Source organism: Gordonia sp. YC-XJ4, from assembly GCF_059511865.1.
Genome location: NZ_CM183447.1, coordinates 1,672,723 through 1,693,424, shown reverse-complemented (window position 1 = coordinate 1,693,424; position 20,702 = coordinate 1,672,723). Strand labels below are relative to the sequence as shown.

Sequence of the window (20,702 nt, the reverse complement as noted above, 5' to 3'; positions counted from 1 at the left end):
GACGCGGACCTGACCGCTGACCTTCACTCGGCAACTTCAGGAGTCGCACTCCCGGTTCGCAAGGACGGGCGCAGCGAACGGAACCTGCGCCAAAATTACGCACATCTAGCCCCGCTGATTCATGGAGTGCGAGGACGGCTTCTGCCGGGTGACGGTGGGTGCGATTGCGTCTATGGGCGTGCGGGAGCGCCGGCTGGCGCTGCCGGTGGCGGGTCTCCGGGTGGTGCTGTCGTGGGCGGGCAGGTGAGGTCAGGCGGGTTCGGGGATCGCGGCGATCGTGCTGAACACGGCGACGATAGCGACCGCCCAGGGCCACGTTTCGGGGATTTTCACTCTTCGTCGTCGGCCGCTGCGGGCCAGTCGGGCCGCGGCGTGGAGGAAGCGGTAGCGCAGCGCCTTGGGCTCGCACAACGCCAGGACTGCGGCGTCGCCGGTGCAGGCCAGCATCCGAGTCCAGGCCACGAGGTCAGCGGCGAGCATCACCGCCACCAGCCACGCCTGGTTGAGGGCGAACTCCCGCGAGGGAAGCCGGCCGAGCCCGGTGTCTTTGGCGTGTCGGATCCGGTCCTCCACCCGGGCGTGAGCCCGGTGCCTGGCCTCGAGGAATTGGAGCTGGCCGGTGGCGGTGTTGGTGACAAACGCCTGGTAGCGCCACCCGTCGATCTCCTCGAACATCGATAGCTGGGCGCCCGGGTGGGGCCGCTCGCGGCGGACGATCACCCGCATCCCCGCCGGCCACTTGGCGAGCAGCCCAGGGGCGAGGAATCCGGTCAGTTCGGCAACCTCGGCCCCGTCGCGAATGTCGCCCGACGGGTTCAATGCCGGCCCCCACGCTTCCTCGGGGCAGGTCGCGATGGCCCGTCGCAACGGGCCGGTGATGGAGAATCCGACCGAGTACTCCACCCGTCGACCACGGACGCGGTTCTGCTCGGTGACCCAGTTCAGCAGGTCATGGGAGGCGCCGGCGCCGTCGGAGCGGATCAGCAGATCACGTCGATGGTTGGCGGGGACCTGGGCGATCGCCTGGCCCAGGACGTCGATGTGGTCGGCGGCGGTGTTCGACCCGGCGTTACCCGGGCGCAGGCTCGCGGCGAGGAACTCTTCTGTGTTGTCGCACCACACGCCGATCGGGTGGTAGCCGAAGGTGCGCTTGTACGTCGGCGCAGCAAGCTCTTTCTCGCTGTGGGTGACCACGATGGTGGCGTCCACATCAGCCGCGATTGTGGCTCCCAGGTCCCGGCCCGCACACTTGGATGCGGGCACTCCGCCGGGCAGGTGGGACCACACATGCCGCCGCGTGCGGGCTCGCGCCACCTGGATCTTCTTGCGCTTGCCGGCGGTGACCTCGTCCAGAGTGCGCCACACCGTCGGTGCCGACGCCACCGGGCCCAGAGCGTCAGATTGGTGGCGCAGGACGCCGATGTCGGAGATGGACTCGCCGCCATCTGTGAGCATCACCGCGAGGTCGATCAAGACCCGGCCACGGTCATGGACTGGGATGAACCGTCTGCGAGTCATGGCCTTCGACAGTTCGGCGGTCAGCCCCACTCGATCCGCCAGAAGGCGTGGAGCGATGGCTCCGGCGTGGGAGATCACTCCGACACCATCAGCAGTAACGGACAGACCAGACGACCACGACGTACGCTTCACCTACCGAGTGCTTTCTGTGTGGGGACATGGAACCTTCGACAAGTCCCAGTTTCCCCTGTTCAGGAAGCACTTCGGTCTATTTTCGCCCAGCGATCCGCAGATCCCATGAAACACCGGGGCTAGCGGGGGTGCTCTCCCATCCCGGGTTTACCGCGCGTTTCGCAGACGAGCTGACTACCCCGGGCATCCGAGTGCCGTTTACGACCAGTCCGGAGCTCTTCGAACGAGCCGTCACGCTCGGGATGGAGGTTGCCTGGCTGCACACCTATGGCGCTACGTTCGTTGACCCAGAGTCCGGGCGTCCAGCCGGCGATGTGCGGCTCGCGGCTGGAGATTCTCGTCGGGTGATGAATTTAGCGGCGATAGCTGAGATGCCATCCGAGATGATATTCAATGAGGCCACGGGTGAGGTGCGACTCGGTGGTGGCGCATTCGGCCCGGTGAGTCCTGCGGTGTGGGAGTACACCGTGGGAGGAAAGAACGTGCTCCGGTCGTGGTTCGGCTACCGCAAGGCCGAACCAGGAGGAAAGAAGTCCAGTCCCCTCGACGATGTACATGTCTCGTCTTGGCCGCCCGAGTGGACCAGCGAGCTTCTTGACTTGCTGTCGGTGCTCACCCGCCTGGTCGGGCTCGAGGAAGCGCAGGTGGAACTGCTGGATGAGATCATGTCCGTCTCGCTGGCGTCTCGAGACATGCTTGCCTCCGCCGGTGCCGTCTGGCCGGACGGGACAAAGGACTCCCAACGCAGGCCAGATTATTCGAGTGCACAGCCCGGCTTCGATGAGGGCGACGAAGGACAAGTAGTGCCCCTTAGAGTGGTGTAACTCGGTGGCCGAGCCCGTCTACGAATCCGTGTTGTGCACGAATGTAGAGCGGCCACCGTGTGATCCTTCGAGTCAACCGTCTAAAGAATCCTCGAGGAGTCATCACGATGACCGCACCCCATATTGTCGACCCTGCAGGCCTGCTTAGCCAAGCCCTCTCCGACGCATCACCGGATCTGATGCGCGAGCTGCTGCAGACCATGATCAACGCCCTGCTTTCCGCCGACGCCGACGCCGTGTGCGGCGCCGAATGGAACGCCCGCACCGCCGAACGCACCAACCGGCGCAACGGCTACCGCCACCGGCCCCTGGACACCCGCGTCGGCACCGTCGACGTCGCCGTACCGAAGCTGCGCTCGGGCAGCTACTTTCCCGAGTGGCTGCTCGAGCGCCGCAAGCGGGCCGAATCCGCGCTGATCACGGTCGTGGCGGACTGCTACCTGGCCGGCGTCTCCACTCGCCGGATGGACAAGTTGGTCAAGACCTTGGGCATCGACTCGCTGTCCAAGTCGCAGGTCTCACGCATGGCCCAAGATCTCGATGAGCAGGTCGCCGCGTTCCGCCACCGGCGCCTGGACGAGGCCGGGCCGTTCACGTTCGTCACCGCCGACGCGCTTGCGATCAAGGTCCGGGAGAACAAGCAGGTCGTGAAGGCTTCGGTGCTGCTGGCCACCGGGGTCAACGGTGACGGGCACCGCGAGGTCCTCGGTATGCAGGTGGCCACCAGTGAGACCACGGCCTCGTGGAACACCTTCTTCGCCGACCTGGTCGCCCGCGGCCTGGGCGGCGTGCGGCTGGTGACCTCCGACGCCCACGCCGGCCTGGTCGAGGCGATCGCAGCGAACCTGCCCGGAGCCGCGTGGCAGCGCTGCCGCACCCACTACGCCGCCAACCTTATGGCGGTGTGCCCCAAGTCCATGTGGCCGGCCGTGAAAGCGATGCTGCACAGCGTGTACGACCAGCCCACCGCGGACGCCGTCAACGCCCAGTTCGACCGGCTGCTGGAGTACACCGAGCACCGCCTGCCCGAGGTCGCTGAGCACCTCGGCGATGCCCGCGAGGACCTGCTCGCCTTCACCGCGTTCCCCGACGACGTGTGGCGACAGATCTGGTCCAACAACCCCACAGAACGGCTCAACCGCGAGATCCGCCGCCGCACCGACGTGGTTGGGATCTTCCCCAACCGTGACGCCATCGTCCGCCTCATCGGCGCCGTCCTGGCAGAACAGACCGACGAATGGGCCGAAGGCCGCCGCTACCTCGGCCTCGAAGTTCTGGGCCGCTGCCGACTCACCCTGACCACCGGTACCAACACCGGCTCCACGACGGAGGTGAGCACCGATGACCTGATGCAACTGCCCGCCTGATCACCAACGAAGGATCAAAAACCAGTTACACCACTTCTAGGGGCTTGACCGAAGGAGGTCAAGCCCCGTGTGGTGGTGTAACTCGTTTCTGATCCTTCGCTTGCGGTCAGGCGGGGAGTTGCATCAGGTCATCGGTGCTTGACCTCCGCCGGACTGGTGTGAGACAGCCGAAGCGGTGACAGTCCTCGTGGCCTACTGCCGCTGAATCCGAGCTACTCGCGAGCAGCGGTATGCGACTGAGTCGAAATGACGTGGGCGACGGGCCAAGTCTTGCTGAGGTCAGTCAGGACGAGGTCGGCTCGGAAGCCTTCGGTCAGCGCGCCACGGTCGCAGAGACCGACACAGGCGGCCGGGCCTGAGGTGATCAGTCGAACGGCGTGTGGGAGTGAGAGGACGCCGTCGCGCACAAGTCGCACTGCGGCTGGGAGCATAGAGGAGGGAAGGTAGTCACTGGCCAGGGAGTCGGCCACACCGGCGACGACGAGCTCGGCTGCCGAGACGTTCCCGGTGTGGGAGCCGCCACGGACGACGTTCGGGGCGCCAGCAACGACGAGCATGCCTCGGTCGCGGGCGGCACGGGCGGCGTCCAGGGTCGTTGGGAACTCCGCCACGGTGCAGCCGCGGTCGGCGGCAGCCGCGACGTCTTCCGGGGTGGCCAGGTCGTGGCCGAAGAGCCGGATGTGTCCGGCTCGGGCCAGGTCGCCCAGCCACGTGAGGGCGCGGTCTCGCACGGTGAGACGTTCGGCGCGGGTGCGACGCCACCGATCGACGTGGTCGACCGCAGCGGCCTCGGTCATACCCTCGTTGGTGATCAGCCACCGCTGCATGGTCGTGGGGTCGGCGAACTGCCCCTGCCCCGGTGTGTGGTCCTCGTGCGAGACGATCGGCACCCGTGCGCGTTGGGAATCATCCGGTGTGGTGATGCTCCGAAGCCTTTCAGAATCCGCGGAGTCGTCGAGTGCGGCCAGCTCCGTTGCGAGCAGCGTCCGGCCGTACTCGCAGCGGGCGTCCAACCGGTGCAAGACCTGGTGGTCGACCTGGGTGTCGTCGGCATGACGCAGCGAATCGGACAATTCTGCGGCAGCGGGGGATAGTGCCCCGTGATGTGGTGGGAATCGGTTCCGCGTCTGGTCAGTCGCAGTGATCAACGAGTTCCGTGTTTTGATCATATCCGTTGCTGGCGTTGAGGGCGTGCTGCTTGGCGGCGATGACGGCTCGGAGTTCGCCCATGGAGCTCTCTGAGAGGTAGCGGCGACCGACTTGCCATTCGTCGTGTTGGTCGATCACCACCGAGGTCGCCAGCCGCAGGAAGGCCTCCGGGTTGGGGAAGATTTCTACGACGTCGGCGCGGCGTTTGATCTCTTTGTTGAGCCGCTCGATGGGGTTGTTGGACCAGATCTTCTGCCAGTGTCCGCGGGGGAACGCGGTGAACGCCAGCACGTCCGTTTTGGCCTCGCGCATCATCTGGTGCGCCTTGGGGAACGAGCCGGCGAAGGTGTCGGCGACCTGGTCCCACTGCGCGGCCACATCCTTGGGGTCGGTGTGGGCGAAGATCGTCTTGACCGCCGCGGTCACCGCGGGTGCGTGCTTTGACGCCACCGTGCCGTGCAGGTTGCGCATGAAGTGCACCCGGCAGCGCTGCCAGGAGGCGCCCACAAACTGCTTGGCTACGGCCGCCTTGAGGCCCGCATGGGCGTCGGAGATGACCAGGTGCACCCCGGATAGCCCACGGGCCTTCAGGGAGCGCAGGAAGTCATTCCAGAACTCGTACGACTCACTGTCCCCGACCGCCGTGCCGAGCACTTCGCGGGTGCCATCAGCGGAAACGCCAGTGGCCACGACCATGGCATGAGATACCACGTGCGCACCGATACGGACCTTGCAGAACGTCGCGTCAGCGAACACGTACGGGAACTCGGTGTGGGCCAGCGTGCGGGTACGGAACGCCTCCACTTCGGCGTCGAGCTCGGCGCAGATGCGGGACACCTCAGACTTCGAGATGCCAGTGTCTACACCGAGAGCCCGTACGAGATCGTCCACTGCACGTGTAGAGACCCCGTGTACGTAGGCCTGCATGATCACCGCGTACAGGGCCCGGTCGATGCGCCGGCGCCGCTCGAGCAGAGCGGGGAAGAACGACCCCGATCGCAGCTTCGGGATCCGCGCCTCGATATCGCCGGCCGGGGTCGAGACAGTCTTGTTTCGGTACCCGTTGCGGTGCGTGGTGCGGTCCTCGTTGCGCTCGTACCTGCCGGCGCCGATCTTGGCTGAGGCTTCAGCCTCGATCAGCGCCTGCAGGCCGGCCCGCACCAGTTCGGCGAACATCGCCTGCGGATCGGCGGACAGGAGTGCATCCAACTGGGCGTGTACGCCAGAATGGGAGTGGGTCATCGCGTGGTGTGTCCTTCCGTGAGCTACTTGGTCGTAACTCATTGACCACTACGCGATGGCCCACCCCCTTGGCGGGCCGCCACACCGTCGTCAGCCCAAACCCCGGCCCCCAAACCCCACCACTCCAGGGGACTTACCCACGGCGCCGCCGAGCTCTACCTCAGTACGGGCCTGGCCCCAACCTCCGGAGGGGCGTTCGAAGCGGCGCTGCTCACTGCGGTGCTGAACGGCGAGTGCCCGTGCGTTACGTCGACCTGCTCCATGCCTGCGCAAGTCGCCGCAGCTATGGCACCCGAAGAGTTCTTCACAAGCTCCACCACCGGGTTCATCTCCGGCGACGACCGGGCGAAGCGCCGTCGATCTGAGGCCATCACCCAGCTGCGAAAGGCCCGCTCGCCGTGGGAGAAGGTTGCCAAGACGCGTGTGTACAGGCCCGGATACAAGGGCAGCACCTTCCCGTGGGCGGACACCGCCACAGCTGTACACGATCACTATGGACCCTGCTGGACTGCCTCGGAGATCGCAATCATCGGTGCTGCATCCCCCTTCAAGCTCGCGTACACCAAGCGTCCTGAGGCCACCGCGTTCGGGGCGACCGCACACCCAACCGAGCTCCTTGGTCAGGCGCGGGCCAACGTGGGCAAGGCCAACTGGTGGCGCGAGCAGCTGGAGACCGTCGACGACGACCTCGGCCGAGCTGAGTGGGCGTTGGCGCTGTGGTGCGTCGCGACGGGCCCGGTGGTGTCCGAGCTACTACCCGAGCTCGCGGAAGTCCTCGGGCAGCTCCCGGACTCGCGACGGCGGACGGTACTACGAGCGGCGGAGCAGATCGCACGCTTCGGCTGGCTGGAGAAGCGGCTGGTCTCCGGTTACACCACCGACGCCGAGCTCGACGCACTCAATCAACTCCGTGTGCCGGTACCGTCGGCCGAACCAGGAGGAGAGACGGGATCGGCTGGTCAGACGGCGATGCCTTCTCTTCTCAGCGTTGCCCGCGCGGACCGGTGGCTCAAGGTCGACGCCGAGGCCGTCTACCGCTAGCGCGGCTGCGATCGATCGCCGGAAAGGCACCCAGAGCCACCCACCGCCGCGACACGGACGCATCGTGAACTCTCAGTTGTGACCGTCGCGGCAACCTACTCTCATTCCTGCAGGACGTCGAGCATGGAGGCAGCAGGGTATGGGTTCGATCCACGAGGTGATGGAGGCGTTTCGGCAGGCGCCGTCGAACTCGGAACGCGGGACCAAGTTTGAGCAGTTGATGGTCCGCTACTTCGACCTGGACCCGACGCTGAGCCAGCAGTACGACAGGGTGTGGCGGTGGATGGACTGGTCGGGCCGTAAAGGCAAGCCGGACAATGGGATCGACCTCTTCGCCCGCGAGCGCGACAGCGGTGAGTATAAGGCGATCCAGTGCAAGTTCTACGAGCCGACCCACACTCTGCGCAACGGAGACATCGACTCGTTCTTCACCGCGTCGGGTAAGAACCCGTTCACCAACCGGATCATCATCTCGACAACCGACTGGTGGGGGCGCAACGCCGAGGACGCCCTCGATGATCAGACGATTCCGGTGCAGCAAATCGGTCTGGCCGTCCGGCACGAGCCGCGTCAGCATCAGGCCACGGCGATCGAGAAGGTGTTCGCCGGATTCTCTGCGGGCAACGACCGCGGCAAGCTCATTATGGCGTGCTCTTGCATAGATGACCGCAACCCTTACGCCTCGCGATAAGTGGGCATGACCCACCCTGGAGTGCCCGGACATAGCCACGAATGAACGGTCGGTGATTCGCCAGCCCGCGGGGAAGGTCGAGATGGGTTGTCGAGAGGACGGCTCCAATCGAGGTGTCCTCCCATCCCTTGAAGTCTCCAGTAGGGGACCCAGGGTGAGAGATCAGGTTCGCGTCTCGTAATCGCCCTGAGCATGTCGGTGACGGGCTCGCTTCCGCTGCCAAGTTCCTCCGCGGAACTAGCAGATACGACCGCCGGCACCTCAGCCACGTGCCAACCGCCGACCTTGCTGACATCGCGAAGCCATGCATTCAGTTGCCGCGATGCATCCCGGAAGTCGTTCTCCAGCAAGGTGATTCCCTGCCAGTTCTCTGTCTTCAGCCCATCGCTATTTAAGGACTGCACTAGCAGACTCTGGAACGGTTGAACCCACTCATCCCCCTCATCGAGCACTCTGGCCAGGTCTTGTAACCCGACATCGGCCATGTAGGGCAATGAGTGGCCAACGAGGTCGAGGACGCGCGGACGAGCAGCCGCCCCCTCTGCCTCATTCACAGAGTCGCGCCCATCGGCAACGCTCACAACACCGCCCACAAAGTCAAGCAGAAGATGGTCCGTCCAACCCACCATGCTCTGCGTGCAACCAACGACGGGCGCCGGCACGAGTACCAGCCGGCCGTCCTCAAGAAGGGGAAGGGCCTCAGTTGCAAGCATGTGCGCGACTTGGTCTGGAATGAGATTCGCAAACCCGATGGTCGGCGCCCAGTCATCGTAAAGCTGAAGTCCTGCCATTGTGACGTAGCCATGACCGCCGAACGAATCGGGACCCCCGTAGTCCGCCCGCTGCGGAACCATCGCAACCGTACTGGTGATCGGACCCTTCCACTTGATCACAACCGTCTCGAAGAGAGGGCAGAGAATTTGTGCCCACATCCTGACCTCATCGACAGTCTCGGCGTCGACAGCGATCGCCGAGTGCGGCTTCTCCCGCAGAGCGGCAGCGACGCGCGCGAATCCACCACGGCCCCAGAAGTCAAATAGCCCGGCATACGGTCCGAGACTGTCGTCTTCACGCGGCCAGGCCTTACACCATTCGACGAAGGGTGCGATCTGTTGGGCAATAGTCGCTCGTAGACCAACCTGTCGCACACTACGCGATACCTCCCGCGCAGCCTGCGAGTTCATCCACCTGTTTCTCGGCAAGACAACATTGTCGAGGTAGGCAGAAAGTTGTTCGGCGTTTCCTCGCGTCGCGTCCTGTGCTCGGCTATCAGCGAGGATCTGTCTTACTGCGAGGCTCGCCTCCTCCCCATGGCCGGATCGTAGGAGACAGTGCGCCTCGCCGAGCCACGCGGGAAGCCCGATCTCAGCGGCGAACCGTGGATGGCGCATTGCAGGAGCACTCCGAACCTGCCTAAACAACATGGCGGCCTCCGCCAGTCTGTCGAGATCATGCTTCACTCGAGCGAGCGACCATCGGACCTCGGCAAGGTAGTCGTCAACGTCTCCTCGCAACTGATCTCGGTGCTCAACTGCGAAGTCGATGGCCCGCTCGAATACCGCTGCCACCTCCTTCAGGCGAGCGACACGTAGCAGTCCCTCAGCACCGTCCGCGTCGATAGACCGGAGCATGGTATTGCCGGTAGTTCGGTATACGAGGGCTTGAAGGCCGTCCCACTCCGACCTTTCAGGCGCGCCCGCCGGCAACGCATGAACTCTCGCAGCGCTGTCTCTGGCGAGTCTCAGATAGCGATCGACTGTGGCCCGGTCCCCAAGAGCAGCGGCGATTTCGGATGTCTGGAGTGCGGTGGCACAGAGCGCCTTCTCCGAGCCAACGAGTGCTGCGAGTTCGTACCGCAGCTCGGCTAACATCAGCAGGCCCGACGTCACACCGTGCTCCGCGATCTCAGCCAGAACCTCATCGAGCGCGTGCGCCAGCCGAGTTGGTGAGTCTGTATGTTCAGCCGCGCCACGGAAGACCTCGCAGAGTGTTACGACGTCTTCGCGCGCCACCTCCGGGCTGGATTTACTGCGCAGCCACTCTGCACTTAGCAGCGCGCGCGAGTCCCAGTTCGAAGACGATTGCAGCGTAGCCGCCACCCGCTCGGAGAGGTCGTCAATAGCTTCGGGTGAGCTACCCGCGTTCCGATGGCCATTGAGTAGCACGATGAGCGCATTCACCAAATACTTCTCGTCAACGCCCTCCGTAACGAAGTCAAGTGCCTGACGGGCTAAGCGGATCGTCTTCGCAGGATCATCGTCGAGTAGTGACGCCAGCGCGCGTTCGAGCGTGATGTCGGATTCCTCGGCGCCGCGCTGCTCGGCGATCCGAAGATGCTCGTCGATGAATCGTCGCATGGCACCCAGCGTCGGATTCCCTAGGCGGCGCGCTTCAAAGAGCACTTCGCTAAGGGCTCGTGCGGCGTTCATACGCGCTCGAACCTCAAGGTCAGTGTCTGAGGCTCGTACAGCGAACTCGACCGCGGACTCATACTTTTCAGAAGCGCCGTGGAAGTCACTGGCCAGAAAGCACTTTCGGCCCGCCTGCATCGCATCCTCCGCCAACGCAAGTGGCCCGCGGGTGTCACCATGGCTATCTATGCGGATCTCGATCGTTGAGTCAGAGACGCCGCTGAGTTGCACGTTCTTGTCGCCGTGAACCCATTGGTGACCCTGATCATCAGACATGTTGTCTTGGCGGTCTAGCTCGCGTGGGTGTCACTACCCGGAGGTCCTCCGATGGAGGTCGTCACCGCAGATCCGCTCACATCGGCAACTTGGACGTTCTGGTTACCCCATGCCGTCTGAGTAAGCGACTTGACCTCGACTCCGTGCCGCTCGGCGTCGGCAAGCAACTTCTCGAGTGCAGTTCTGAAGGCGGCGTCCGTCGCAGCCCGAGCATCAATCACGCCCGCCAGCTCTCGACGAACGGAATCACTGTCTGTGATCCGCTCCGCCATCTCAAGAGCTCCGGCCGCACGCTGGTCACCGTCGCGCGAGAACCGCTCTCGCAGCCACGCCGCGAGACGCCCTACGGCAGCGCTCGCCCCGTCGGCGAGGTTCTCACCACTCTTGTCTGCCGCCTTCGTGAGCAGCGCCGCAACCACCGCGCCTAACGTCAACGACACCGGCTCAACCAAGGCAGGCCCCTTTCATCGAGCGCGCTGATGTACGCGAACAATCATGCCGTATCCGCTGGAACTCTGTGCGCCGTTCTTGCCGAAACTTCGGGGGCCGGGTCCGAGGTGCAGGCATATGCATGACTCGTCGATGCTCAAAATGTTCTAGGCCGGAATGCGCGACAGCCTCACGACCCGATCTGTGTCGTGTGGGCATAGGTATGGCTGCATGTGCAGGTCCAACCACACCTTACGTTACGTCGATGACCAGAATCGCTGTCTTCCGCAGCGCTGTGAGCAGCGCTGTGAACAGTCAGATAGTCACTGGTTCAAACCTTTCGGATGTCACGCTACGTTTAGACGATCGTTGGCGATCCGCCGCCACGCCTGCGACTTCGACGGGCGCTTGAAGGCCAAGGTACGGGTTCTGGGATGCTGTTGTTCGGGCTAAGGTTAGCGCGCAATTCTTCTGCGCGAGTCGGACGCCGATGCCGATAATTGTAGTGATGCAAATCACACACATGGCGGGCAGGGAGCAGCGGCTGCGGTTTCTCTAATGCGTGCTCGATCACGATGACGGGAACCGTATCGAAGGTCGGTGGGCGCGGCGTGAGGTCGAGACATCGGCCGACGAGGACGCCTGAGTTGGAATCAGCCGTGGAGCATTGCGGTCGCTCCATTATTCTCGCTCGGAGAAGACTCGGTGCGAAATCACGACTGTACACGTTCCGGTGCGACAACTAGCTCCTTGAGCCGGTCACGAAGCGCGGGGAAGTCCTCGACGTCCTGAAGCGGCGTGTCGGCAAGGTTGAACTCGTCTCTGATCTGACGAGCCGCGGTTCGCACGGCCTCGTGGCCCGGCGTGGAGCCAGTCAGTTGTACCTCGATCTCATCGAGGAGCTTAGAGACGGTGGCCTTCTGAGCCCGCGCCCGGTGGTCGCGCTTGAAGCGATCGACGATTCGCTTGGTGACCTCCTTGACCTGCTCTTGAGCGTGCTCCGCCATCGCTTGATCCTGGAGTTTGTTCAACTGCCCAAACAGGCAGTGGAAGTTCTGGAACAGCTCCTTGAGTGCACTGTCGTCGTGGGCCTCGCGGGCCACGGCGGAGACTGCGTGAGCGAATTCGATCTTGCCAAGCGTGGCCGCAACGTTTGACTCGTCGGCAGCCGCCTCGAAAGCTGACTTAGCTTGGTCGAACAGCCGCTCACTTGCATTGACGACCAGGGCCTCTGGGAGTTTCGCAAGAAGTGCTTGTCGGTCGATATCGGACAAGATCTCCTCGCTGAACCGGACCAATGCGACGCGGGCGACTGCCGCTGGCACCAGGTCCTCGGGCTCGTGGACCTCGTCGACATCCAGGGCAAGCTCCGCCTTCGGTAGCCGATCGATCGGGAGGATCAAGGACTGATTGAAGAGTGGCTTCTTGCCGTATCCCTTCTCCAGGTTTCCGAGCGCTGTCCCTGCCTCGCGTCCAGCACCGTCAGAGTCGAGGAGCACGACGATTGCCGGTCGGTCCAGGTCCCGGCCGCGGGCCAGATGCACCATGTAGCGATAGTTAGAAGCGCCGTGGACGGGCACCATCGTCAGCGAGTTCAGGTCGAGGGTTGCGTTGCCCTTCGTGAGTCGCTGCATGGCAGCCGAGATCCCCGAGAAGAGGATGAGGTCTGCTGGTCCTTCCACCAGGAGGTTGCAGGTCCCGATAAACGCGGTGTCGGCATGGAATGAGGAGAAGGCGGAGCGAAGCGGTTCGTACTTGTCGGTCGCGGCCTTTTCCACGATGCGTGTTCCTTCGTCGCCGGCGCCCTTCTGAAGTACTCGGATGCGATGCGGGTAGTTCTTATCGATGAGGAAGGGGCTGTGCGTGACGTACAGGATCTGCGCTGCTGGCTTCCCGTCGTCGGGCTCGGCGTAGCGCGCGAAGACCTTCACGAGATCCTGTTGCCCCTGTGTGGAGAGGTAGGCGTCCGGCTCGTCGATGAGCAAGATTTCTGATCGCCCAGGCTTCAACGGTCGGTATGCCTCACGTTGGATGAAGTAGCTGAGGAAGTACTGCATGCCTCCGCTTCGCTCGTCGAATGTGTATGTCTGTCCGGTCTTATCGGTCAGCGTGAAGACCAAGTGGAAGGCGTCCTTGTGCACACGGAGTGAAAAGTCCTTGTCCTGGGACCACCACTTGGGGAAGTTGAGCGTTACGTCGAGGGCGTCGGTCACGCTGGCGGTGAGGGCAGAGGCGTACCCATCGTCGGCTGCGTCCGCGCCAAGCAGTTCCGAGTACGCCTGCGTGTCGATGTCGGCAACGTTTTCCAGTAGGTCACGCACGAGTTGGAGTGCCTTGCGGGCGCGTTCCCGGTCGCTGACGGGAAGCTCTGGAGGCTTCGGCACAAAGGTTGAGATCGACTCTGTGGCGCCTTCGGGTGCGTCGGCATAGCCTTTGAGAACCTTGAAGAGTTCAAGCCAGGCGCTACGATCTCGGACGTCCGGGGTCACGGCACCCGATTGCAGGTCGAAAAGGCTTGCGCTGGATGGCAACACGACGTTGGCGTCGACGCGCCGGGCGACTGGGAGTCGCAGAGCGTCTTCGAGCTTCTGTGAGTTCTCTGCGTTCGGCTGGACTATGTGCTCTTGATACTCGCCGGCACCGTCCTTCACGTAGACAAAGCTCCCACGCTGCAGACGGAAGAAGTAGAACTCTGTCGGTGCCGCGTGGAGGCTGGCAGCTTCCGACACGGCGGTTTGCTCGTCAGGGGTGAGATCGGTGAAGCGCCCGCCGAACTCCGGCGTCGGCATCGTTCCCCGGACTCCGAAGAATCGTGAGTACCGGCAGAAGTCCCGTGGGACTACTGGCTTATCGCCGAGGAGGCACTGGATCGCGGAGATGAGCTGGCTCTTTCCAGACTCGTTGGCACCAACCACGGTAGTGATGTCGTGCTCCAAGCCGACGCGCACAAACGGATAGTAGGCGTCGGGCTCTGTGTTGAGCGCTTCCCAGGGATACCTCTTTCCGTCGATATCCTGACGTAGATAGTCGAAGTTGAACGACCGGAAGAACCGGACGTAGACGGTTTTCAGGATCAAGGTCGTTCTCCTGCTTGGACGGATGGTCGAGGTGAAGCACCAACGTGAAGTCGCCAGAAGTCCTACACGCTGAGGCAATCGTGCCATCACTTCCCGACACTTACGGGCACTCCTACGGCTCTCGGCTACGCCGCCGTCCTCTCATGCTGGGACAACGAGAGCTTCGTGCGGACCCCTCAGCGAGCGAGCGACCATCCGTCCGCAAACCGAGCGACCTAGAACAGGCTTGGCATCCGCATCCGGTCTAATCGCCACATGGTTATTGCGATTCATCGATACGCTGGCGCACACGCATCGACAGGCGCTCGTCGTCGAACAACTCCTCCAACAGGCAATCGATGACGGCCTGGAACGTCACGCGCGGCAGTCCGAGGCTGGTGGCAGCCGCAGTCTGCCAGGCGACGACGCGCTGGTTGAGATTCGCATCGAGATTCACGGTTTTCCCGACTCGCTTCGATTTCGGCACCGCAGGCAGCCGTGCCCGTGCACCTGCCCCCTCCGCGGACCTATTCGACGGTTGAGCCACAACTCGCGCCGCCTGCTCGCGGATCTGTTCTGCTCGCGATTTCATGCCCGCGCCTCCACGTCGAGCAACTGGGGCAGGGCGTCACCGTAGGCCGTGTTCAATGCGTTCTCGACTGCACAGCCGAATGCTTGAGCGAACCGCTCCAGCCGTGCGACGCGAGCGGGCAGGACTGGCACCAACTCATTCGCCGCCGCGCTGTACGCCTCCGCCGACGCCGAGTTCGTGACCACTCGGGTCAGGAGCACAGCGACAGCCGGCGGTTGGCTGCGCAAGGGCGTTACATCATCAACCAGATCGAGAACCGCACGCAGTCGATCGAAGTCCATGGGCGTTGGCGACATCGGCACCACAATGTGTGTGGCAGCCCGAACGGCCGACGTAACGATTCCTCGTCCGGATTCCATTGGCGGAGTATCGATCACTGCAACGTCGAACCCGTCAGAGATCGACTCAAGGCGCTGGTGGAGGTCTTTGACTGGCAACCCGACGACGGGAATCGACCAGCTCGCGAGGTCAGACCACCTCACGAGCGAACAGTTTTCCGGGTCAGCGTCGACACCTAGCACCTTCAGCCCCGATTCGGCGAGCGCGTGCAGGAAGTAGGCGGCAGACGTCGTCTTCGTCGATCCGCCCTTCAGGTTGACGACCGCGATAGATAGCATTCGAACTCCGTTCTTTGAAAGCTGTTGATCTACTTGGATATTTGGCTAAATGAATTGAAATCTGATTGGCCAAGTCGATTAGCCGGCGCGGCGCGATCCGCGGGTTTCGCCTCTCGCCACGTAAGCCCTATTCGAGGGCGACACGAAGCTCGCTCAACCAGCAGCGTGTCCGCTCATAGCCGTTGTCGCTGTCGGCTTCTCCCCCAGCGATGCCCCAGAGGTTCGCCGACCACGTGCTGAGTACCGCAGACTCGTCCTCCGCGACGTCATAAAGAACGGCGTTGTCATCCAGAATCATTGCCACACCGGCGACTTCGCCCGTCGACCACGTGTAGCGATATGCGTCCCATCCGTGCGCGCGGACAAGGCGAGCCCGCCCGATCAGATCGTTGGCGCGGTGCTGACGCTCAGCGTCACTCGGCTGCCGCGCCAGCAATTCTGCGAGTGATCGTGGCCTATTCGCTGGGTCGTTTGTCACGCGAAGCTCCTTGTCTCGTTAAATCTTTGAATAGATAGCTGTTTAGCTGAGCAGCCGAAAATGCGTGAACACTGCATCAGCGGGCCGACGAGTTACGTGTTCGACCGGCGCGACGCCGACGCGCCGCATCGGCGTCGTGATACCGCTTCTGCGCCGCCGCAGCACGTTTGGCGCGTGCGCACAGAGCGTGGGGAAACCGAGCACCCGAGTCACCGAGTGCAACGCGGTCGAGCCGATCACCGGCGAGCAACGGTCCTCCGCACAGGAGGCAGGTCTTGGACCACCGCGTTTGCCAGTGCGGCGCCCGGAATCCGGGTTGTGGCACTGGCCCGACCCCACGTCCCCGCCGTTCCGGCTTCGGCACAGTCTCTTTGGAGCTCATCGCCGCATACAGAGTTGGCGCATGAATTTGAAGGAGGTACCTCACCGTCACCGGGTGAAGACCATGACCAGATGCTCTGTCATACAACAGGTTTAGTTGATCGCTGTTCATTGAAATCCTTTGTTCGTGGGCTGGCAAAGCAGATAGTCCGACCCCCCAAAGCGTCCCGACGGTTCGCCGCTGGTCCCGTCGTCAGCGCCCATGCACCGTCGCCGCAGGGCACCGGACCGGGCCGCGGGGGTACTTCCAGGGGAACTGCCACTCCACTGATCGGGTGAATGGGGCAGTGCGTACGCCAGCTGGTTTGCGTCGGGCTGTGCGCGAAAACGACGAAGGGCCGCCTGACGGCAGTCAGACGGCTTGGCTGTTACGGATCATCGGGTGCGGCAGCGACGAGCTGCCTACGAATGACTGACACCGCACGTCTCCCTTCGGTAGAGGCGAAGGGAGAACCGCAATCAGCGGTGGCGCTAGACCCGCACACCCAACAGCGGTAGAGTGCATGTCAACGCGGTGGAGGATCCTGAGCCGATCCCCTCGCCAGACCCCGGCAGGTGCTTCCAACACCTGATCGGGGTCGTTCGTTTCGAGGGGTTCCCACGCACGATATCCGCATCTTGTCTGCATGAGGTAAATCGAGCGTTGGCAAAAACCAGCTTTGAACTGGCGTTATACCGTTGCTCCCCCACCAGGACTCGAACCTGGAATGCCTGAACCAAAATCAGAAGTGTTGCCGATTACACCATGGGGGAATAACGCGGACCTGATTGTGCCACAGGGCGGCGCGTGGGTCCGCATCGATTCCCGCCAGTCCGTTTCCTCCCCGCTCGATCAGGTCGACGCGCGGGAAGGAAACGGAGCGGCGGGAGGCTCGGAGGTCAGTCCTTGGGGCCGCCGGCGACATAGATGACCTGACCGGAGACGAATCCGGCGCCTTCGCTGACGAAGAACGACGCGGTGTGGGCGATGTCCTCGGGCACTCCGGTGCGGTTGACCGGGATCTGGGAGGCGCTGAGCTTCTTGAACTCCTCGAAGTCCATGCCGACGCGGGCCGCGGTGGCAGCGGTCATGTCGGTCTCGATGAAGCCCGGGGCAATGGCGTTGGCGGTGACGCCGAACTTGCCGAGCTCGATCGCGAGGGTCTTGGTGAAGCCCTGCATGCCCGCCTTGGCCGCCGAGTAGTTGGCCTGCCCGCGGTTGCCGAGCGCCGAGGTGCTCGACAGGTTCACGATGCGACCCCAGCCGGCGTCGACCATGTGCTTCTGGGCGGCCTTGGTGACGTTGAACGCACCGCGCAGGTGAACGGCCAGCACGGTGTCCCAGTCGTCGACACTCATCTTGAACAGCAGGTTGTCGCGCAGCACGCCGGCGTTGTTGACGACGACGGTCGGGGCGCCCAGCTCGGCGACGACCTTGTCGACCGCCGCGGCAACCGACGCCTCGTCGGCCACGTTGGCACCGACGGCGATGGCCTTGCCGCCGGCCTCGGTGATGGCGTTGACGGTGTCGGCGCAGTTCGCCTCGTCGAGGTCGAGAACCGCCACGGCCAGCCCGTCGGCGGCCAGTCGCTTGGCGACGGCTGCACCGATCCCGCGTGCCGAACCGGTCACGATTGCTGTCTTCTGGGTGCTCATCGGCTTCCCTTCATTGCTGATCATCGGGTGTGATGTGGGTCCCTTTGGTTCTATCAGGCAGCATTCCTGCCGGGGGACGCCGGTCGGCGGCCGCGAACCGGTCAGTACTATCGGGCCGTTGCCGTGCGGCGGGGCCGGCGCCGGATCGTCTCGACGCGCGACTCCTGCCCGACGCCAACCCACCCACAGACCAGCTCCATCGGAGGTCGACATGACACAGACGTCCCCCACGACGACCGCCGTCATCGTCCTCGCCGCCGGTGCCGGTACCCGTATGCGGTCCAAGACCCCGAAGATCCTGCACACCATCGCCGGCCGCAGCCTGCTCGGGCACGCCCTGCACGCGGCCGGCGACCTCGGCGCCGCGCACGTCATCGCCGTCGTCGGACACGAACGTGAGCGGGTGACCGCGGCGGTGGAATCCACCTCGCAGTCGCTCGGCATCCCGGTCTCGGTCGCCGTCCAGGACCAACCGCTCGGTACCGGTGACGCCGCCCGGGCCGGCCTTCAAGCGCTACCCGACGACTTCACCGGCACCGTCGTGGTCACTGCCGCCGACGTACCCCTGCTCAACGGGCCGACGCTGCGTGCCCTCGTCGAGACCCATTCCGCCAACGGTGGCGCCGCGGTCACGGTCACCGGGTTCCACGCCGCCGACCCGACCGGCTACGGCCGCATCGTCCGCGACGACGACGGCGGGGTGCACGCGATCGTCGAACACAAGGACGCCTCCCCCGAACAGTTGGCGATCACCGAGGTCAATGCCGGGGTCTACGCCTTCGACGCGACCGCGCTGCGCACCGCGCTCCGCGGGCTCTCCACCCACAACGCCCAGGGCGAGTACTACCTCACCGACGTCGTCGAGATCGCCCGTGAATCCGGAAAGTCGGTGCACGGCTTCACTGTTGACGATCCGATGCTCGTCGCCGGTTGCAATGACCGCGCGCAGCTCGCCGAGTTGGCAGCTGAACTCAACCGGCGGATCGTGCGTCGGCATCAGCTCGCCGGGGTGAGCGTCGTCGACCCGGCGACCACGTGGATCGACGTCGACGTCACGATCGCCGAAGACGTGCGGATCGAGCCGGGGACCCAACTGCACGGCGCGACCACGATCGGCGAGGACGCCGTCATCGGACCGGACTGCACGCTCACCGACGTCGTCGTCGGACGTGGTGCGCAGGTCATCCGCACCCACGGCAGTAGTGCGGCCATCAGCGACAACGCACTGGTCGGCCCTTTCGCCTACCTGCGGCCGGGCACGGTCCTCGGCGTCGGCGGCAAGATCGGCACCTTCGTCGAGACCAAGAACGCGGTCATCGGTGCGGGCAGCAAGATCCCCCACCTCACCTATGTCGGGGACGCGCGGATCGGTGACGAATCCAACATCGGCGCCTCGAGTGTCTTCGTCAATTACGACGGGGTGAACAAGCATCAAACGGTCATCGGTTCGAACTGCCGGACCGGTTCTGACAATATGTTCGTCGCACCTGTACAGATCGGTGACGGCGCGTACACCGGTGCGGGTACCGTCGTGCGCGACGACGTCCCGCCCGGCGCCCTCGCGGTCTCGGCAGGTGCACAACGCAACATCGAGGACTGGGTGGTCCGCAAGCGTCCGGACACGGCCGCCGCGCAGGCCGCTCGCGCGGCCGCCGAGACGCCCTCGGCACCCACCATCGACGAGACCACCATCGACGAAACACGGCGACCGTAGGCGAGTCCGCCTGCAGTCTGGGCCACCACCCGATCAGAACACCATCGAGTCCCGACCACCAGCCCCGAGTAGAAGAGTTTCCATGACCTGGACGACCGACAACCAGAAGAACCTGATGCTGTTCGCGGGGCGTGCGCACCCCGAGCTCGCGCAGGCCGTTGCCGACGAACTCGGCATCAAGCTGACGCCGCAGACCGCGCGCAACTTCGCCAACGGCGAGTTGTTCGTGCGCTTCGAGGAGTCGGTGCGCGGGTCGGATGCCTTCGTGCTGCAGAGCTGCCCTGCCCCGCTCAACGAGTGGGTGATGGAAGCACTCATCATGATCGACGCCCTCAAGCGCGGATCGGCCAAGCGAATCAGCGTGATCCTGCCGTTCTATCCGTATGCCCGTCAGGACAAGAAGCACCGTGGCCGCGAACCCATCTCGGCACGCCTGATCGCCGATCTGATGAAGACCGCGGGCGCCGACCGCATCATCACCGTCGACCTGCACACCGATCAGATCCAGGGCTTCTTCGACGGGCCGGTCGATCACATGCACGCCCTCGGGCAGCTCTCGGAGTACGTCCGCGAGAAGTATGGCACCGACAACATCGCCATCGTCTCCCCCGACTCCGGTCGCGTGCGGGTGGCCGAGAAGTGGGCCGACGCCCTCGGTGGCGCCCCGGTGGCGTTCATCCACAAGACCCGCGACCCGATGGTCGCCAATCAGGTTGTCGCACACCGTGTTGTCGGTGAGGTCGAGGGCCGCACCTGTGTGCTGATCGACGACATGATCGACACCGGCGGCACGATCGCCGGCGCCGTCAGCAAGCTCAAGGACGCCGGTGCCGGCGACGTCGTCATCGCCACCACACACGCCGTGTTCTCCGACCCGGCCGCCGAGCGCCTCGCCAACTGCGGGGCGACCGAGGTCATCGCCACCGACACCCTGCCGATCCCGCCCGAGAAGCACTTCGAACAGCTCACCGTGCTCTCGATCGCCCCGCTGCTGGCCCAGACCATCCGCGAAGTTTTCGAAAATGGTTCGGTGACAAGCCTTTTCGACGGCATTGCCTGACCGGTAGCGCCGGCACCGCGCCTTCGTCCTGCGACTGCGGGCCGCCACGATCATGATGGTCGAGGCGGCCCGCAGTCGTGTCACCCCTC

At 64.2% G+C, this 20,702-nt stretch carries 15 protein-coding genes, 1 tRNA gene and 1 pseudogene; 6 read left to right on the top strand and 11 right to left on the bottom strand.

Annotation, left to right across the window (positions count from 1 at the left end; all coding sequences use genetic code 11):
* Positions 1-249 precede the first annotated feature (249 nt).
* Positions 250-1,650, bottom strand: coding sequence for an IS1380 family transposase (locus tag AC5ZH6_RS07420; RefSeq protein WP_194984735.1), 1,401 nt, complete (start codon positions 1,648-1,650; stop codon positions 250-252).
* A gap of 128 nt (positions 1,651-1,778) precedes the next feature.
* Here AC5ZH6_RS07420 and AC5ZH6_RS07415 point away from each other — a divergent pair, with 128 nt between their 5' ends.
* The gene (locus AC5ZH6_RS07415) at positions 1,779-2,474 is read left to right on the top strand and encodes a type ISP restriction/modification enzyme (RefSeq protein ID WP_496168806.1); all 696 of its coding nucleotides are present in this window, start codon (positions 1,779-1,781) and stop codon (positions 2,472-2,474) included.
* Between the two features lie 107 nt (positions 2,475-2,581).
* On the top strand, positions 2,582-3,841 hold the full coding sequence (locus AC5ZH6_RS07410) for an IS256 family transposase (RefSeq protein ID WP_336874021.1): 1,260 nt from the start codon (positions 2,582-2,584) through the stop codon (positions 3,839-3,841).
* A gap of 212 nt (positions 3,842-4,053) precedes the next feature.
* Here the strand turns inward: AC5ZH6_RS07410 and AC5ZH6_RS07405 are convergent, their stop codons facing one another.
* Positions 4,054-4,989, bottom strand: coding sequence for an amidohydrolase family protein (locus tag AC5ZH6_RS07405; protein WP_496168805.1), 936 nt, complete (start codon positions 4,987-4,989; stop codon positions 4,054-4,056).
* Positions 4,973-6,232, bottom strand: a complete 1,260-nt coding sequence (locus AC5ZH6_RS07400; protein WP_163376561.1) for an IS256 family transposase — start codon at positions 6,230-6,232, stop codon at positions 4,973-4,975. The genes AC5ZH6_RS07405 and AC5ZH6_RS07400 overlap by 17 nt, the downstream gene beginning before the upstream one ends.
* Before the next feature lie 261 nt (positions 6,233-6,493).
* Between AC5ZH6_RS07400 and AC5ZH6_RS07395 the strand changes: the two genes are divergently transcribed.
* Both AC5ZH6_RS07395 and AC5ZH6_RS07390 read left to right on the top strand, forming a co-directional pair.
* Positions 6,494-7,273 (top strand): hypothetical protein, encoded by a 780-nt coding sequence (locus AC5ZH6_RS07395; RefSeq protein ID WP_496168804.1) that lies wholly within the window; start codon positions 6,494-6,496, stop codon positions 7,271-7,273.
* A 139-nt stretch (positions 7,274-7,412) separates the two neighbouring features.
* Positions 7,413-7,925: pseudogene (locus AC5ZH6_RS07390) on the top strand (restriction endonuclease); the annotation flags it as partial.
* A gap of 23 nt (positions 7,926-7,948) precedes the next feature.
* On the opposite strand, the gene AC5ZH6_RS07385 reads toward AC5ZH6_RS07390, so the two are convergent.
* The 8 genes from AC5ZH6_RS07385 to AC5ZH6_RS07350 form a co-directional block, all read right to left on the bottom strand.
* Positions 7,949-10,651, bottom strand: a complete 2,703-nt coding sequence (locus AC5ZH6_RS07385) for an ATP-binding protein (protein WP_348809548.1) — start codon at positions 10,649-10,651, stop codon at positions 7,949-7,951.
* 14 nt (positions 10,652-10,665) lie between these two features.
* Positions 10,666-11,103: a hypothetical protein gene (locus AC5ZH6_RS07380; RefSeq protein WP_348809547.1), complete on the bottom strand. Its 438-nt coding sequence runs from the start codon at positions 11,101-11,103 to the stop codon at positions 10,666-10,668.
* Between the two features lie 690 nt (positions 11,104-11,793).
* Positions 11,794-14,157 carry an AAA family ATPase gene (locus AC5ZH6_RS07375; protein WP_348809546.1) on the bottom strand — a complete coding sequence of 788 codons (2,364 nt, stop codon included), beginning with the start codon at positions 14,155-14,157 and terminating at the stop codon, positions 11,794-11,796.
* A gap of 259 nt (positions 14,158-14,416) precedes the next feature.
* Complete coding sequence (locus AC5ZH6_RS07370; protein ID WP_496168802.1) at positions 14,417-14,593, bottom strand: hypothetical protein; 177 nt, start codon at positions 14,591-14,593, stop codon at positions 14,417-14,419.
* Between the two features lie 131 nt (positions 14,594-14,724).
* Positions 14,725-15,345 carry an AAA family ATPase gene (locus AC5ZH6_RS07365; RefSeq protein ID WP_348809544.1) on the bottom strand — a complete coding sequence of 207 codons (621 nt, stop codon included), beginning with the start codon at positions 15,343-15,345 and terminating at the stop codon, positions 14,725-14,727.
* A 127-nt stretch (positions 15,346-15,472) separates the two neighbouring features.
* Complete coding sequence (locus AC5ZH6_RS07360) at positions 15,473-15,823, bottom strand: hypothetical protein (protein WP_348809543.1); 351 nt, start codon at positions 15,821-15,823, stop codon at positions 15,473-15,475.
* A 1,062-nt stretch (positions 15,824-16,885) separates the two neighbouring features.
* Positions 16,886-16,957 (bottom strand) — tRNA-Gln (locus AC5ZH6_RS07355).
* 126 nt (positions 16,958-17,083) lie between these two features.
* Positions 17,084-17,839, bottom strand: a complete 756-nt coding sequence (locus AC5ZH6_RS07350; protein WP_079931750.1) for an SDR family oxidoreductase — start codon at positions 17,837-17,839, stop codon at positions 17,084-17,086.
* Between the two features lie 211 nt (positions 17,840-18,050).
* On the opposite strand from AC5ZH6_RS07350, the gene glmU reads away from it, so the two are divergent.
* Positions 18,051-19,553 carry a bifunctional UDP-N-acetylglucosamine diphosphorylase/glucosamine-1-phosphate N-acetyltransferase GlmU gene (gene glmU / locus AC5ZH6_RS07345; protein WP_496168801.1) on the top strand — a complete coding sequence of 501 codons (1,503 nt, stop codon included), beginning with the start codon at positions 18,051-18,053 and terminating at the stop codon, positions 19,551-19,553.
* Between the two features lie 82 nt (positions 19,554-19,635).
* Positions 19,636-20,613: a ribose-phosphate diphosphokinase gene (locus AC5ZH6_RS07340; protein WP_006370856.1), complete on the top strand. Its 978-nt coding sequence runs from the start codon at positions 19,636-19,638 to the stop codon at positions 20,611-20,613.
* Positions 20,614-20,702 lie beyond the last annotated feature (89 nt).

Coding starts and splice junctions, on each gene's coding strand:
- AC5ZH6_RS07395 (WP_496168804.1), top strand. CDS start 6,494: ATGCCTGCGCAAGTCGCCGCAGCTATGGCACCCGAAGAGTTCTTCACA.
- AC5ZH6_RS07400 (WP_163376561.1), bottom strand. CDS start 6,232: ATGACCCACTCCCATTCTGGCGTACACGCCCAGTTGGATGCACTCCTG.
- AC5ZH6_RS07365 (WP_348809544.1), bottom strand. CDS start 15,345: ATGCTATCTATCGCGGTCGTCAACCTGAAGGGCGGATCGACGAAGACG.
- AC5ZH6_RS07350 (WP_079931750.1), bottom strand. CDS start 17,839: ATGAGCACCCAGAAGACAGCAATCGTGACCGGTTCGGCACGCGGGATC.
- AC5ZH6_RS07385 (WP_348809548.1), bottom strand. CDS start 10,651: ATGTCTGATGATCAGGGTCACCAATGGGTTCACGGCGACAAGAACGTG.
- glmU (WP_496168801.1), top strand. CDS start 18,051: ATGACACAGACGTCCCCCACGACGACCGCCGTCATCGTCCTCGCCGCC.
- AC5ZH6_RS07410 (WP_336874021.1), top strand. CDS start 2,582: ATGACCGCACCCCATATTGTCGACCCTGCAGGCCTGCTTAGCCAAGCC.
- AC5ZH6_RS07340 (WP_006370856.1), top strand. CDS start 19,636: ATGACCTGGACGACCGACAACCAGAAGAACCTGATGCTGTTCGCGGGG.